The sequence below is a fragment of the Sphingomonas sp. GW822-FHT03G08 genome (assembly GCF_058801135.1).
In genome coordinates, this window is the sequence record NZ_JBXAMZ010000001.1 from 1568991 (window position 1) to 1585741 (window position 16751).

Consider the following 16751-nt stretch of genomic DNA (forward strand, 5'->3'; position numbering starts at 1 on the left):
TCAGGGTCGAACCCTCCACCAAGGATATCCCTCGTGGTGCCCTGGATGCTGAAACAGGTTCAGCATGACGAAGCGTTTCAGGCGATGAACGTGAAGAAGCAGACGAAGAAGGCAGTGAAGCTCAATGCGAAAAGCTTCACGTCGCTGTCGTCGCGCAGCTGGCGTTGCTGGGCCACCGCGCGGCGGACATAGCGGCGGAACGGATGGCGGCGGGGGGCATAGCCCTCAAGGACGAGCTGGCGTTGCATGGCCAGCAGTTAACGACTTCTTAACTTTTGCCGCCAGCGCCGTGTTTGGTTAACCCCTGTCCGGCTGCGGGACAGCTATTGGTTACCGGGACACCGGCCCGGTGCTCGCCCGTATCATCAGCTTGTGCTCCAGCGTCACCCGCGGCTGCGGCGCCGTCCCGGAAAGGATCAGCTCGGCCGCGGCGGCGGCAAGCTCGTGCACCGGCTGGCGGATCGTGGTCAGCGGTGGCCACACCGCGCGCGCCAGGTCCGAATCGTCGAAGCCGGCGATCGACAGCTGGCCCGGCACGTCGATGTCGCTCTCATGCGCCACCGCGAGCGCGCCCGCCGCCATGTCGTCATTGCCGGCGAAGATCGCGGTCGGCCGGTCCTTGAGCGCCAGCAGCTCGCGCGCGGCGGCCGCGCCCGAGGCGAAGTCGTTCTCCGCCGCCACCACCAGCGCCGGATCGAAGGCGATGCCATGCGCCTCGAGCTCGGCCTTGTACCCCGCCAGGCGATCGGCCGACGAGGCGTGGCTCTCGAGGCCGCGGATCATCGCGATCCGGCAATGGCCGAGCCCGATCAGGTGCGCGGTCATCTCGCGCGCGGCGGCGACGTCGTCCATCGCGGTCGACATGCCCGCTTCCTGGCGGATGCCCGGCGCGATCCGCGCATAGGGCAGCCCGCGCCGGTCGAGCTCGTCGAGCAGCGCCATCGCCTCGGTCACCGGCGGCGAGAGGATCAGCCCGTCGAGATGCGTTTCGTCGATCAGCGCCAGCACGTTGGAGACCAGGTCCGGCGACTGGCTGTCGATCGGCTGGAGCAGCAGCCGGTAGCCCAGCTCGGTGCAGCGCTGCTGCGCGCCGGTCTGGACGTGATAGATGTAATAGGGGCTGGGATTGTCGTAGAGCAGCCCGACCTGGAACGACTTGCGCCCGGCCAGCGTGCGCGCCGCATGGCTTGGCCGGAAGTTGAGCCGTGCCACGACTTCCTCGACGCGGCGGCGCGTCTCTTCGCTGACATGCTTCTCGTTGTTGAGCACCCGGCTGACGGTCTTGAACGACACGCCTGCGATCTTCGAGACTTCCTTGATCGTCGGACGACTGGACACAAGTTTTCCCCGCCGGGAAGGGCCCCGGCCCGCACCAGCCTTATTTGACAGCGCTGGCAGAGCGCAAGCACAGATGCAGCCGATGGCCGCGCCCCCGCCCCTTCCCGCCGCCGAGTGGATCGCCGAACGGCTCCGCCCCGGCACACGCCGCCCCTTCGTGCTGGGCATCGCCGGCGCGCAGGGCAGCGGCAAGAGCACGATCGCCCGCGCGCTGGCCGAGCGCTTCGCCTGCCCGGTACTGTCGCTCGACGACCTCTATCTGGACGGCGCCGAGCGCCGACACCTTGCCGAGACCGTCCACCCGCTGCTGCGCACCCGCGGCGTGCCCGGCACGCATGACGTCGCCGCCGGCCTTGCCGCGATCGAGGCGCTGGCGCATGGCCCCGCCCTGCTTCCCCGCTTCGACAAGGCCCGCGACGAGCCCGGCGCGCCCGAGCAGGTCCCCGGTCCGGCCGGGATGCTGATCCTCGAAGGCTGGTGCCTCGGCGCCCGCCCGCAAGGCGAGGCGGAACTTGACGAGCCGGTCAACGATCTCGAGCGCACCCAAGACCCCGACGGACGCTGGCGCCGCTGGGTCAACGCCCGGCTCGCCGGCCCCTATCAGGCACTATGGGCGCGGATCGACCAGCTGGTGTTCCTGCAGGCGCCCGGCTTCGAGATCGTCGCCGACTGGCGGATCGAGCAGGAGCGCAAGGCCGGCGGCCCGATGAGCGATGCCGAAGTCCGCCGCTTCGTCCAATATTATGAGCGGCTGACCCGCCACATGCTGCGCCACGGCGGCGCGTGGGCGGACCTTACGCTACGGCTCGACGCCGACCGCAGGCCCGATTTCGTAACCTAGATCAATCCCAACATGAAATTTGCGTAATATCGGGACTCTTCCCTCAGAATCTGCGTGCGCGTGAATGTTTCCGTCTATATTGGAAGCGGAGCTAACCGTCCGGAATCGAATAGAAACCACGGAAACAAAGAAACTCGGGGGTGTAGTTTGGCGTCGCAACCTGTTCGCGTACACCGTTACACGACCGCCCAGATCGACGCCAAGGATCGCCACGAAGTGTGGCTGAGCCATTGGCCGGGCATGACGCCGCTCTACCATACCGAGCCGCTCGAGCAGTTCCGCATCTCCAGCAGCATCGCCCAGCTCGGCGAGATCGCGCTGGTGTTCACCGACATCTCGGCCCAGCGCTGGCGCCGCGACAAGCGGCTGGTCGACATGGGCAACGACTCCATGGCGCTGACCGTCAACCTCGACGGCAAGGCGGCGGGCGTGGTCGGCAAGCAGGCACAGGACTGGGTGCAGATGCCCGGCTCGGCGGTCATCGTCGATCGCCAGCAGACCTCGATCCATGATTCTGCCGGCGGGCGCAGCATCTCGCTCAGCGTGCCGCGCCATCTGGCGATAGAGGCGGGGCTCGATGTCGCCAGCCTGCACGGTACGGTGCTCAATCCCGCCGAGATCGCGATGTTCACCTCGCACGCGATGCAGATACGCGAAGCCCTGCCCCGCTTCAGCGAGGAAGACGCGCCCAGGCTGGGCAAGTCGATGCTCGACGTGCTGGTGCTCGCGCTGAAGGGCGCCAGCCGCACCGAGGCGCCGGGCTTCCGCGAGGATCCCGCGACCCTGGTGCTGCGCGCACGGAACGAGGTCCAGGCGCATCTCGGTTCGCCCAGCCTGACCGTCAACAATCTCTGCCGCAAGCTGGGCGTGTCGCGCAGCACCCTGCACCGCTTGTTCGAAGCCGGCGGTGGCGTGCAGGCCTATATCCGCGACATGCGGCTGGAGGCCGCGCGCCAGGCACTGCTCAACCCCGAGAACCTCGAGCGGATCGGCGATCTCGCCGAGCGGCTCGGCTTCAGCGACGCCGCGCATCTGAGCCGGCTGTTCAAGGCGCGCTTCGGCGAAACCCCCAGCGATTGCCGTGCAAGGGCCGCGCTAACCCGTTGATGTCCCAAAGCGGGAGTTGTCCTCCCGTGCGACATCGGTCCAAATCGGTGAGACGGCTGTTCAACAGCAAAATCCCCATCTGGGACTAAGGGATTTCCCTATGTCTGCCGTGTGTCGCGTGGAGTCGGGGCGCACGGTCATTTGATTTCGGGGGCTTTTTCGAATGATCGATCGTGGCAATGGCGCGCGTGCGTCCAAGGCGGTTTCGGTGCGCGTGGGTCGTGAGGCGCTGCTCCGCAAGGCGCTGCTCGGCTCGACCGCGCTGATCGGCATCACGCTGGCAACGCCGGCGCTCGCCCAATCGACCAGCCCCGCCGGCGGCGGCACGATCTCGGGCTCGGGCACCTATACCGACGATACCGCGACCAATGGCGGCGTGATGGTGGACAACACCCAGAGCTCCGGCGTCACCATGACCGGCGTCACGATCGACAACACCACCGGCAACCCCAATGGCAGTGCCTACCGGCAGAACGCCGGGAGCGGCCAGAGCGCGGTCCTCTACACCGCGGGCGCCAACTCGCTGCGCAGCGACCAGAACGGCGCGGCGCTGTTCATGCAGGCCGGCGGCGGCAACCTGACCTGGGCGATCGGCCAGTTCGACACCAGCTCGACCACCGACCTGAACGCGACCTTCGGCGCCTATCTGGTCGCCACCGGCTTCATCAACGTCGTCGATTTCGGCACGGTCAGCAGCCTGCGCAACGTCACCGGCATCAGCGGCGACACCGGCATCTATGCGACATCCACCACCGCGACGGTGGACCTGTCGCTCAAGGCGCCGACGATCTCGGGCTTCGCCACCGGAATCAACGCCCTGTCCGCCACGGGCGCCAACGTCACCACCACGGGCGGCACGATTACCACGCTTGCCAACGGCACCGGCATCGCCGCTTCGGCCAGCAACGCCATCGCCGCCGTTAGCGTCACCTCGGGCTCCGCGATCACCACCAGCGGTACCGGCATCGGCATCAACGTCACGTCGAGCAACACGACCAACAGCGTCACGACCACGGCTGGCGGCACGATCAACGGCGGCAGCGTCGGCATCCAGATGAAGTCGGCGCAGTCCGGACAAACGAACACGGTGACGGTCGGCGCCGCGATCGGCAATTCGACCCGCCCGAGCGCGGGCGTCCTGTTCAACACCGCCGGCGCGATCGGTGGGCTCAACACCGTCTACGCGAATGCGGATATCCTGGCGGGCAATGGCAGCTACGCGATCGGATCGGGCTGGACCAACACCGACCTGGTGGTGAACGTCGCATCCGGCGTCACGGTATCGAGCCAGGGCAGCAGCGCGATCGGCGCCGGCCATGACGTCACCATCATCAACAACGGCACGATCAGCGCGACCGCCGCCGGCGGCACCGGCGTGCGCAATTCGCAGGGCCCCTCGACGGTCACCGTGACCAACAACGGCACGATGACCGCCGGCAGCGTCGTGGTCTGGGGCGCGGCGACGACCAACATCACCAATTCCGGCACCCTCACCGCGACGAACAATTCGGCGATCATCTCGGGCCGTGGCGGCACGATCACCAACAACGCCAGCGGCCACATCACCGGTGGCTCGGCCGCCAATGGCTGGGCGATCCGCTTCGACAGCAGCGCCTTCTCGCCGGGCCAGACGGTCAACAGCGACGGCCAGATCACCGGCGGCGGCGCCGGCGCGATCCGGATCGACGCGACCACCGCCTCGACGCTCAACCTCAACGCCACCTCGCAGACGACCGGCCTGATCAGTGTCCTCGGCAGCGGCGCGACCACCGTCAACCTCGCCGGCGCGCTTGTCGGCGACTATGACGGCAGCGGCTCCACCGGCGCCCAGAACTTCCGGCTCGGCGCCAACGGATCGATGCAGAGCGCGGATTTCGGCTCGGGCAACGACACCTTCACCTGGGCCGGCGGCGCCTTCAGCGGCACGATCGACGGCGGCACCGGCACGGACACCTTCGCGGTGGATGTCGGCTCGTCGACCAACAAGACGCTCGATCTCGTCACCGGCTTCGCCAACGTCACCAATTTCGATGCCTACAGCCTGGTCAGCGGCAACCTGACCCTGACCGGCAGCCGCAACGGCGGCGCGGGCTGGACCGTGGCGGGCGGCAACGCGACGACCTTCATCCTCAACGGCTCGCTGACCAACATCACGGGCACCGCCGTCACGCTTACCACCCCCGACCTGATGTTCGTCCAGTCGGGCGCGCAGCTGAGCGCGACCGGCGACGTCATCTATTCGAGCGCCACCGGCAACAACATCCAGAATAGCGGCACGATCACCTCGGGCACCGGCGCCTCCTCGGCGATCGCGATCGGCAGCGGCACGGTCGATAACTATGGCACGATCACCTATGCCGCCGGCGGCTCGATCACGACGCAGGGCAATGGCGTCCTCGCCAGCACCAACCAGCTGTCGCTGGGCAACCACACCGGCGCGACCCTGATCGGCCGCTGGGACGGCGCGCGCGCCAACAATGGCGCCTATATCGTCAATGACGGCCTGATCCAGGGCGACCGCTTCGCCGGCGTCGAGATCAGCGGCACCAGCGTCGTGCAGAACAACGCCACCGGCCGCATCTATGGCGCGACCGGCGAAGGCTCGGGCCTGCTGATCAACAGCGGCGCGGTGCAGGTCACCAATGCCGGCCAGATCGTCGGCGCGGGCACCGCCGGCATCTACAATGCCGGCAGCGGCCTACTCAGCCTCAGCAATTCGGGCACGATCGGCACCGGCACGCTCGACGGCTCGAACAACTATGTCCAGGGCGGCACCACCACGGCGATCCGCACCGGCACCGCCAACATCACCAATACGGGCACGATCCGGGGCGCATCGGGCGGCATCGCTGCCACCGGCGCGCTGACACTCGTCAACATCGGCATGGTCAACGGCGTCGGCACCGGCACGCTGGCCCTCAATGCCGTCGATGTCGGCGGCGTCGCGAGCATCCTCAATGCCGGCACGATCAGCGAAGGGACGAACTTCGCGATCAGCGCCACCGGCGGCGGCACCGTCACCAATGCGGTGGGCGCCTCGCTCGGCGGCGGCAGCGATGCGACCAACGGCTATGCGGTGTTCCTGAACGGCGGCACGACCTTCAACAACTATGGCCAGGCGGGCAGCGGCACCGGCGGCACCGTGCTGACCGGCAGCACCGGCGGCACGATCAATCTGTTCGCCGGCTCGGCCAGCGGCCGGATCACCGGCGGTGCGGGCAACGACACGCTGGCGATCTATACCGGCCAGACCAACGCGAGCGCGGTCACGCAGGGCTATACCAACGCCGTGACCGGCTCGGCCGGCACCGTGACGCTGCAGAGCAGCGGCGCGCTGGCGGCGGCGACCTATGGCGCGATCGACCTGGGCGGCGGCAGCGACACGTTGCAGCTGCGCGGCACCGGCACCGGCGCAGATGCAGGCAGCTTCTCGCTCGCCACCTCGACCGGCGCCGAGACGATCACCAAGCTCGACAGCGGCACCTGGACGCTCACCGGCGCGGCAGTGGTGCCCGGGATCACCGTCAATTCCAATGGCGGCACCCTGCTATTCCAGGGCACCAGCGGCATCGGCACGATCAACGCGAACGGCGGAATCGTGCTCGCCAACGGCGCCGGCGCTTTCGGCAGCGCGGTCGTCCACCTGCTCACGTCGAACGTCCAGTTCGGCGCATCGGGCGTCTATTCGAACAACTTCGTGCTCGACGTTCCCGCAGTGCTGAACGGCCAGCCGGCGGTGTTCGAGAACCTGTTCGGCGGCAACGCCATCCTGAGCGGCAGCATCACCTCGGGCAGCGGCACCAACGCCGCCGGCCAGGCGATCGGCGCGTCGCAGGCAGTTACCTTCGCCGGCATCGGCGGCAGCCTGTTCAACCTGACCGGCACCGGCAACAGCTGGACCGGCATCACGACGATCGGTTCGGGCGTGACCGTGCGCGGCTCGACCAGCGCGATCTCGGGCGGCAGCATCACCAACAACGGCACGCTCACCTATGCCCAGTCGGGCGCCAGCTCGAGCGGCAAGGTGATCTCGGGCACTGGCGCGCTCCGGGTAGAGAGCGGCCAGGTCACGCTGACCGGGTTCAACACCTATACCGGCGGCACCACGGTCGCCGGCGGCACCCTCCAGGTCGGCGATGGCTCCGCCAGCGGGCGCATCACCGGCGCGATCACCGTCGATTCGGGCGGCACGCTGATCTTCAACCGCACCGACAATTACGACTTCACCAGCGCGATCAGCGGCGCCGGCGACGTCCAGGCACTCGGCACCGTCTCGCTGAGCGGCGCGATCACCAACACCGGCAACCTCACCGTGGATTCGGCCACCGGCGGCCAGGTCACGCTGACCGGCGCGCGCAGCGGCGCGGCTGTCTCCGCCGTGACGCTGGCCGGCGTGGGCAACGTCCTGCGCGTCGGCCTCTCCGGCTCGGTCGCGGGCGGCCAGTATGTCGGCGTGCGCCTCGGCGGCACCAATGACGGCGTCGACAATTTCGGCGCGATCACCAACACCGGCACTGGCGGCGACAATGGCTATGGCGCCGCGATCGCCGTGGTCGCGACGAGCGGCACCAGCACGATCAACAATGGCTCGGCGAGCAACTCGACCGCGACGATCAGCGGCCAGAATGCCGGCATCAACCATGTCGCCTCGGGCGGCATCGTCGCCACCGGCGCGTTGAACGTGAACAATTACGGCCTGATCGCCGGCAATCTCTACAACGCGATCGAGAACCAGGGCGGCTCGGGCAACCTCTCGATCAACAACTACGGCACCGGCCGCATCGTCGGCCAGGGCAATGCCGGCGGCGGCAACGGCATCGGCATGGGCGGCGCGGGCACGCTCGGCCTGGACAATGCCGGCCTGATCGTCGGCCGCTCGAACGGCATCGCGACCGGCGGCACCGTCAACATCACCAACCGCGGCACGATCGCCACCGGCACGCTCTCGGGCGGCACCACCGGCACGCTCACCGCCGGCGGCGGTACCGGCATCCAGGCCATGGGCGGCACGATCACCAACCAGGCCGGCGGTGTGATCCAGGGCTCGTTCCTGAACGGCAGCGGCGCCGACACCAACGCGATCTCCTCGTTCGCGGCGACCACCGTCAACAATTCCGGCCAGATCCTCGGCGCGGCGCTCGGCTCGACCTCGACCGTGCGCGCCAATGGCGTCTATATCGCTAGCGGCCTCGGCACGGTGACCAACAATGCCACCGGCCTGATCACCGGCAGCTGGGACGGCGTCTATCTCGCCAGCGGCGGCTCGGTGACCAACACGGGCACGATCTCGGGCTATAGCGTCAACGGCATCGAAGGCGCCGGCACCGTCACCAACAATGCCGGTGGCCGTATCTTCGGCGGCGGCGTGGGCGTGAAGCTGGCCGCAGGCGGCACGGTGAACAACAGCGGCCTGATCGCCGCCGCAACCTATGACTCGCTGGCCAACACCTATACCGCGAGCACCGGCATCGGCGTGTCGCTCATCTCGGGCACGGTGATCAACCAGTATACCGGCACGATCACCGGCGCGACCGGCGTCAGCGCGACTGGCACGCTGAACTTCAACAACAGCGGCGGCACGATCATCGCGTCGACCAATGCCGGCCTGAACGTCGCGGGCACCAGCAACCAGCTCTTCAACTCCGGCACGCTCACCGGCGGCAGCAACGCCACCCAGGGCTATGGCGTGCGCTTCACCAGCACCTCGACCGGCAGCCTCAACAACCAGACCAACGGCCTGATCAGCGGCGGCACCGGCGGTTTCCTGGCGGGCGCCGCCACCGGCGTGAGCGTCGACAATGGCGGCGCCATCGTCGGCCTCGACAGCGGCAGCCGCGGCATCTACTTCTCGAACGGCAGCGCCATCGTCACCAACCAGGCGGACGGCGTGATCGTCGGCCAGGGCTGGGGCATCTCGGTCTCCGGTACCGCGAACATCAACAATAGCGGCTTCATCGGCTCGGGCACGCTGTCGGGCGGCACCACCGGCACCTTCACGGTGAACGGCACCGGCAACGGCGTGGTCTTCAACGGCGGCTATTTCAGCAACAACGTCACCGGCACCGTCACCGGCGGCAATTACGGTGTCGCTTCGGGCGGCACCACCGCGGCGAACATCGCCAACGCCGGCACGATCACCGGCGGCACCTATGCGATCTATCTGACCGGCAACAACGCCGACACGGTCAGCCTCTACGCCGGCTCGACCACCAATGGCGCGATCGCGCTCGGCAACGGCGACGACACGCTCAACTGGTATGGCGGCAGCTTCACCAGCATCAATGGCGAGGGCGGCAACGACCGCTTCGCCGCGACCGTCTCCGCCCCGGCGACGCTCGACCTCTCCACCCTCACCGGCTTCGAACAGCACAGCCTGAACGGCGGCGGCACGCTCACCCTGACCGGCACCCAGGCACCGACCGAAGGCGGCTGGAGCGTGAGTGGCAGCAATCTCGTGCTCGGCGGCACCGCGAAGCTCGAGATGACCGGCACGGGGGTGACGCTCGTCAACGCCGACGCAAGCCTGGCCGTCAACGCCGGCGGCCAGCTGATCGCTCATGACGCCTATGCCGTCGCCTCGTACACCGGCGGCGGCGTGACCAATGCCGGCCTCATCAAGTCGACCGGCAGCGGCTTTGACGGCGTGATCACCAATGGCGGCACCGTCGACAACCAGGCCGGCGGCCGGATCATCGCGGCGGGCAACGGCGTCACGCTGCAGGCCGCGGGCACCACGCTCACCAATGCCGGTGTCATCGCCGGCCAGGCCAATGGCGTGATGGGCAGCGACGACTATCAGACGCTGACCAACACCGGCGTCATCGTCGCGGGCACCGCCGGCGACAACGCCACCGCATATTGGCAGACCAATGCCAACCTCAGCACCGGCGACGGCGTCCGCTTCACTGCGGGCGGCTCGGTCACCAACGTCGGTGGCTATGTCAACGGCAACACCACCGGCATCATCGTGGGCGGCGCCAATGGCGTGACCATCTCGGGCGGCGCGGCCACGATCGAGAACTCGGGCACGCTCCAGGGCAATAGCGGCTACGGCATCTCGATCGACACCGCCGGCGGCGTGACCTCGACGATCACCAACCATAATGGCGGCGCGCTCGTCGGCGGCACCGGCTCCGCGCTGCTCTCGGGCGACGGTACGGTCAACATGACCAACGAGTACGGCTCGTACATGTACGGCAGCATCGTCTCGACCGGCAACGGCACCCGCAACATCGATCTGTCGGGCGTGGTCTATGGCGACTATGACGCCTCGTCGGGCGCGGGCGTCGACAATGTCATCTTCCGCGGCGGCTCGATCTACAACGCCAACCTTGGCGACGGCGACGACAGCTTCACCTATTTCGGCGGCACCATCAGCGGCATGGTCGACGGCGGCGCGGGCAATGACTGGCTGTACGCCGACTTCGGCGACGCCGGGACCAGCGTCTCGGTCAGCCTGGCCAACTTCATCGGCTTCGAGAATCTCGGCCTCGTCTCGGGCGACATGACCCTGACCGGCCCGAGCGCCAATCCGGGCCAGTCGATCAGCGCCGGCGTCCGCGGCATGCCCTCGGGCACCATCACCTTCGACGGCACCAGCGACCTGACCGGCGACATCTGGGTCAATGGCGGCACGATCCGCGCGGCGACCGCGGGCGCCTTCGGCACCGGCACGATCCACATGGTCGATCCGACCGCGGTGTTCGGCATGACCGGCACCTATGCCAACAATATCGACCTGCAGGCGGTGGACACGGTCAACGATCCGGCCGTGCTGCGTGCCGAGACCGGCGTCACCGCGACGCTGACCGGCGCGATCACCGAGAGCCTGGCCGGCCAGAACCTGGTCTTCCAGGGCAGCATGGGCTCGGGCTTCGTCCTCACCAACGCCGCGAACGACTGGACCGGCACCACCACCATCTCGGCTGGCGCCTCGCTCACCGGCACGTCCGACACGATCTCGGGCGGCGATATCGTAAACAACGGCCTGCTGACCTACAATCAGGCCGCCAACGGCACGGTCTGGCAGGACATCACCGGCACCGGCAACTTCGTGAAGACCGGCACCGGCGACCTGACGCTCGCCGGCACCAACAACTGGACCGGCACCACCACCGTCAGCGGCGGCACGCTGATCGGCACCACCGACAGCATCTCGGGCAGCAGCGTCACCATGTCGGGCGGCTCGCTCTACTTCCAGCAGGCGAACAGCGGCACCTTCGCGGCCAATATCTCGGGCAGCGACGGCGGCGTCTTCGTGAAGGGCCTGGCGGCGGGCAACACGCTCACCTTCTCGGGCAACACCAACTATGTGGGCAGCTTCACCGTCGTCGACGGCTCGGCGATCGCCTTCACCGGCTCCGTGAACAGCGGCGCCGGGGTCAGCGTCGCCCTTGCCGGCGCCGGCAGCAGCGTGACCAATTCGGGCACGATCACCGGCGTGCGCGCGATCGACGCGATGGCTGCGGGCACCAGCGTGACCAACCTCGCCGGCGGCACGATCGACGGCACGTCGGACAGCGCCGCGGTGTTCTGGAACGGCGGCACGCTCAGCAACGCCGGCACGCTCACTGCCTCGGGCAGCCTCGCCACGGTCTACATGGCGGGCGCGACGGGCAGCGTCACCAATGCCGCCGGCGGCAGCATCACCAGCACCGCGAGCACCGGCCTCAACATCTACACCGCCAGCTTCACGCTGGACAATGCCGGCCAGATCAGCGGCTTGACCGGCGTCTATGTCGGCACCGGCACCAGCGGCACGCTCACCAACCAGGCGAGCGGCACGATCACCGGCACCACCTATGGCATCCAGACCAACAGCGCGGGCCTGACGATCGACAATTATGGCTCGATCTCGGGCGGTTCGGCGACGAGCGCCTCAGCGGTCCGCGCAGCCGGCGCCAACGTCACCGTCATCAACGAAGCCGGCGCGACGATGAGCGGCTGGCGCGGCATCGTGACCACCGGCGCCGGCGCCACCGTCACCAACTATGGCACCGTCACCGGCATCGCCGACAACGCGCTGAGCCTCGATGGCGGCGGCACCGGCACCAACGCGCTGGGCGGCATCCTCAACGCCACCGCCCCCGGCGGCTGGGGCATCTTCGTCAACAACACCGGCACCGCGATCAACAACGGCACGATCAACGCCGATATCGGCATCGCCTTCGCCGGCAACGGCACCCACACCGCCACCAACACCGGCACGATCAACGGCATCAGCGCCGGCGTCGCGACCTGGACCGGTGCTTCGGCGGCGAGCCTGGTCAACAGTGGCACGATCGCGGCGACCACCGGCGCGGGCGTCAACTATGTCTCGGGCGGCTCGGTCACCAATTCGGGCACGATCACTGGCGGCACCGCCGGCTATGGCATCGCCACCACCGGCGCGACCACGATCACCAACCAGTCGGGCGGCAAGATCGAGGGCGGCCTCGGCGCGCTCTACCTGGACGGCGCCGCGGCGATCACCGTAAACCTCGATGCCGGCTCGACCACGATCGGCACGATCGGCTCGGTCGGCACCGGCGATCGCATCGTCAACATCAGCGGCACGCTGACCGGCAACTATGTCGGCGGCGACGGCGCCGATGCCCTCACCCTCGATACCGGCGCAGTCTTCAACGGCACGCTCAGCGGCGGCGCGGGCAATGACACGCTGGCACTGGTCGGCACCGGTTCGGGCACGCTCGGCGCCGTCACCGGCTTCGAAAGCGCTACCAAGTCGGGCACCGGCACCTGGACGCTGGCCGGCGCCAACGACGTCGCCAGCTGGACCGTCACCGGCGGCACCCTGGCCACTGGCGGCGCGATCGACAACGCCGCCTCGGTCAACCTGGCGGCCGGCGGCACGCTGCAGCTTACCGCCGACGAAGGCATCGGCACGCTCTCGGGCACGGGCACCGTCTCGCTGGGCAGCCACACGCTCGGCCTGCTGGCCGGCACCAGCAGCTTCGCCGGCGCCCTGACCGGTACCGGCAACCTGCTGATCGACGGCGCGAACCTGACCTTCGGCGGCACCGCCGGCTATACCGGCGTCACCCAGGTCAACTCGGGCAGCCTCACCCTGGCAGCCGGCGCGAGCTTCGATCCGGCCTCGACGCTGATCGTCGGCACCGCCGGCACGCTCGATCTGTCCACCATCGGCATGACGGTGTCGCAGGCGACGCTGAACGGTACGCTGAACGGCGCCGGCACGCTCACCGCCACCACGATCGCGCTGAACGGCGCGACCGTGAACGGCAACCTGTCGGGCGCGGTAGGCAACACCGGCGGCGTCTCGCTGCTGAACGGCACCATCAGCGGCGGCAATGTCTCGGTCACCGCAGGCACGCTGCGCCTCGGCGCCGCCAACCGCATCGCCGACACCGCCGAGCTCGGCGTGGCCCAGGGCGCAACCTTCGACCTGCAGGGCTATAACGAGACTGTCGCCGTCGCCGGCATCGCCGGCACGCTGGCGGGCACCGGCACCCTCACCGCCAGCCAGTACAAGCTGAGCGGCGCGACGGTGAACGCCAATCTCGGCGCGGGCACGCTGGTCAACCTGGCCGCCATCTCGACGCTCAACGGCACGCTGGCCGGCGACGCCGTGGTCCAGGCTGGCACGCTCAGCCTCGGCGCCTCGGATCGCATCGCCAATGGCGCCACGGTCTCGGTCGCTTCGCTCGCCACGCTCAACATCGGCGGCTTCAACGATACCATCGGTACGCTGGAGCTGGCCGGAACGCTGAACGGCACCGGCACGCTCACCGCGAGCCAGTACAAGCTGACCGGTGCGACGGTGAACGCCAACCTCGGCGCGGGCACGCTGTTCAACCTGGCCGATACCTCGACGCTCAACGGCATGCTGGCCGGCGACGCCGTGGTCCAGGCGGGCACGCTGAGCCTCGGCGCGGCGGATCGCATCGGCAACGCCAGCACGGTCGCGGTCGCATCGGGCGCCACCTTCAACATCGGCGCCTTCAACGATACCATCGGCACGCTGGCGCTGAGCGGCACCCTGGCCGGCACCGGCACGCTCACCGCGAGCCAGTACCTGCTCAGCAACAACGCCGTAGTGAACGCGAACCTTGGCGCGGGCACCCTGTCGAACCTCGGCGGCACCTCGGTGCTGAACGGCACGACGGCGAGCAACGTCTCGGTCCAGGCCGGCACGCTGCGCCTCGGCGCAGCCAATCGTATCGTTGATACGGCAACGGTGGCGGTGTCCTCGAACGCCATTTTCGACCTTGGCGCGAACAATGAAACGGTCGGATTGCTGGCACTTGGCGGCACCCTGTCGGGCACCGGCACGCTTACCGCGGCCGAGTATCAGCTCAGCACCGCCACGGTGAACGCCAACATCGGCGCCGGAAACGTCTACAACCTTGCCGGTACTTCGACGCTGAACGGAACGGTCGGTGCAGGCACGGTCGTCGTACAGGGCGGCACCCTGCGCCTCGGCGCAAGCGAACGTGTCGCCAACAATGCCACCCTCGGCGTCTCTTCGGGTGCAGTGTTCGACCTGGCGGGCTATACCGAGACCGTCGGCGGCCTGGCCGGCACCGGCACGCTGGCGCTCGGCGCCGGCAAGCTGGTCCTGTCGAACACCTCCGAGCAGAGCTTCGGCGGCGCGATCACCGGCACCGGCTCGATCGACAAGCAGGGCCTTGGCCGCCTCAATCTGGCGGGCACCTTCGCCACCACCGGTCGCTTCGACGTGACGGCCGGCACCCTCGCCTTCTCGGGCTCCACCCAGGGCGGCATCCGCGTTCAGGGCGGCACGCTGATCGGCTCGGGCACCGTGGCGGGCGCGCTGACGATCGCCTCGGGCACCTTCTCGCCGGGCGGCCTCAACGGCGCGCTGGGCACGGTCAACCCGATCGGCAGCTTCACCGTCGGCAGCCTCGTCGCCAGCGGCGGCAGCCTGCTCTTCGACTTCGGCGGGACGAGCTTCAACTTCGCCTCGGACAGCATCAAGGTGAACGGCACCGCGACGCTCTCGGGCGGTACGGTGGCGGTCAACGCGCTGACGTCGACGGCGAGCGACTATCGCTTCAACCAGCTCTACACGATCGTCCAGGCGAACAGCCTCACCGGCACCTTCGCCAATGGCAGCACCTTCGCCACGGTGGCGAGCAACCCGAACCTGAAGTGGCGCCTGCGCTACGATCTGGTTGCCAACTCGGTCATCCTCCAGGTCCAGAAGAACATGGAGTTCAACGACGGCGTGGCAGCGGGCGACACCAACACGCTGGCGGTGGCCAATGCGCTGAGCAACTCGACCACCGGCAATGCCTCGGACGAGTGGGCGGCGACGCTCAACACGATCACCGCACTCGACACCACGCAGCGGGTCGCGGCGTTCAAGAGCCTCAGCGGCGAGGCGCTCGCCGACATCTCGACGGCGACGATCTCGGCGAACAACCTGTTCACCGACCTGCTCCGCCAGCGCGTCGGCGACGGCAGCGATGCCCTGGTCGGCGGTGGCTTCGCCAGCTCGAGCCTGGCCGATGTCCGCACCACCGCCACCTCGGGCAACAGCTTCGCCAGCGCCCTCTCCGGCGCGACCCTGCCGGGCACCGGTGCGGGTGGCGACACCAGCCGCGGCGGCATCTGGGGCCAGGTCTATGGCGGCTACCAGAAGCTGCTTGGCGACAATGTTCATGCCGGAGTGGAGAACACCACCGCGGGCGTCGCCATGGGCGTGGAGACGAAGCTCGACGGCTTTACCCTCGGCGTTGCCGGCGGTGTGGCGCAGATCGACTCCGACATGAACAGCCGGGGTTCGACCGTCAGCGGCAACCAGTATCAGCTGGGCGGCTATGCCAGCTATGATGCCGGCAGCCTGTTCATCGCGGCCTCGGGCAGCTGGTATTCGGGCGACTTCGACAGCCGCCGCACGCTCAGCCTCGGCGGCACCACCAGCCTGGCCACCGGCGACATCAGCTCGAAGGGCTATTCGTTCGGCCTCACCGGCGGCGTCCGCACCGAGCTCGGCAACGGCCTGCGCCTCGCCCTGATCGGCAGCGCGAGCAAGGTCCATGACAAGCGCGACGGCTTCAACGAGAGCGCCGCGGGCGGCCTCGGCCTCCAGGTCGCCTCGGCCAGCCGTGACCTGTTCACGGCCTCGGGCGAGCTCCGTCTCGGCGCCAAGGTCAAGACCGGCGCCGGCGAGGCGATGCCCTGGGTCAGCATGGGCGTGCGCTACAATTCGGGCGATCTCGACACCCTCGGCGCGATGCGCTTCGCGGGTGCTCCGGCCGGCACGGGCAGCTTCGGTGTGAGCGGCGTGCGGATGGCACCGGTGCTCGGCACGCTCGGCGTCGGCATCGATGCCCGGGCCAGCAAGAATGTCCGCCTGGGCATCGCGCTGGAAGGTGCAGCCGGCGAGAACACCCGTGAGGGCCGCGCGTCGGTGCGGGTGAAGATCGGCTTCTAAGGGAGCTTCGGCGCGGCGCGCGGAGGGGTCTGGAATCCCGCTCTT

Annotated in this window: 5 protein-coding genes; 3 read left to right on the forward strand and 2 right to left on the reverse strand. The window is 68.6% G+C overall.

Annotation, left to right across the window (positions count from 1 at the left end):
* Window positions 1-77: 77 nt before the first annotated feature.
* Window positions 78-248 carry a hypothetical protein gene (locus tag AC1RJ5_RS07040; protein WP_184169414.1) on the reverse strand — a complete coding sequence of 57 codons (171 nt, stop codon included), beginning with the start codon at window positions 246-248 and terminating at the stop codon, window positions 78-80.
* An 82-nt stretch (window positions 249-330) separates the two neighbouring features.
* Window positions 331-1338 (reverse strand): LacI family DNA-binding transcriptional regulator, encoded by a 1008-nt coding sequence (locus AC1RJ5_RS07045; RefSeq protein WP_493112465.1) that lies wholly within the window; start codon window positions 1336-1338, stop codon window positions 331-333.
* Between the two features lie 82 nt (window positions 1339-1420).
* Between AC1RJ5_RS07045 and AC1RJ5_RS07050 the strand changes: the two genes are divergently transcribed.
* The 3 genes from AC1RJ5_RS07050 (at window position 1421) to AC1RJ5_RS07060 (ending at window position 16706) form a co-directional block, all read left to right on the forward strand.
* Entirely contained in the window at window positions 1421-2179 is a 759-nt protein-coding gene (locus AC1RJ5_RS07050) for a kinase (protein WP_493112467.1), read from the forward strand.
* A gap of 147 nt (window positions 2180-2326) precedes the next feature.
* Complete coding sequence (locus AC1RJ5_RS07055; RefSeq protein ID WP_269574510.1) at window positions 2327-3286, forward strand: helix-turn-helix transcriptional regulator; 960 nt, start codon at window positions 2327-2329, stop codon at window positions 3284-3286.
* Window positions 3287-3449: 163 nt separating this feature from the next.
* On the forward strand, window positions 3450-16706 hold the full coding sequence (locus tag AC1RJ5_RS07060) for a hypothetical protein (RefSeq protein ID WP_493112470.1): 13257 nt from the start codon (window positions 3450-3452) through the stop codon (window positions 16704-16706).
* Window positions 16707-16751 lie beyond the last annotated feature (45 nt).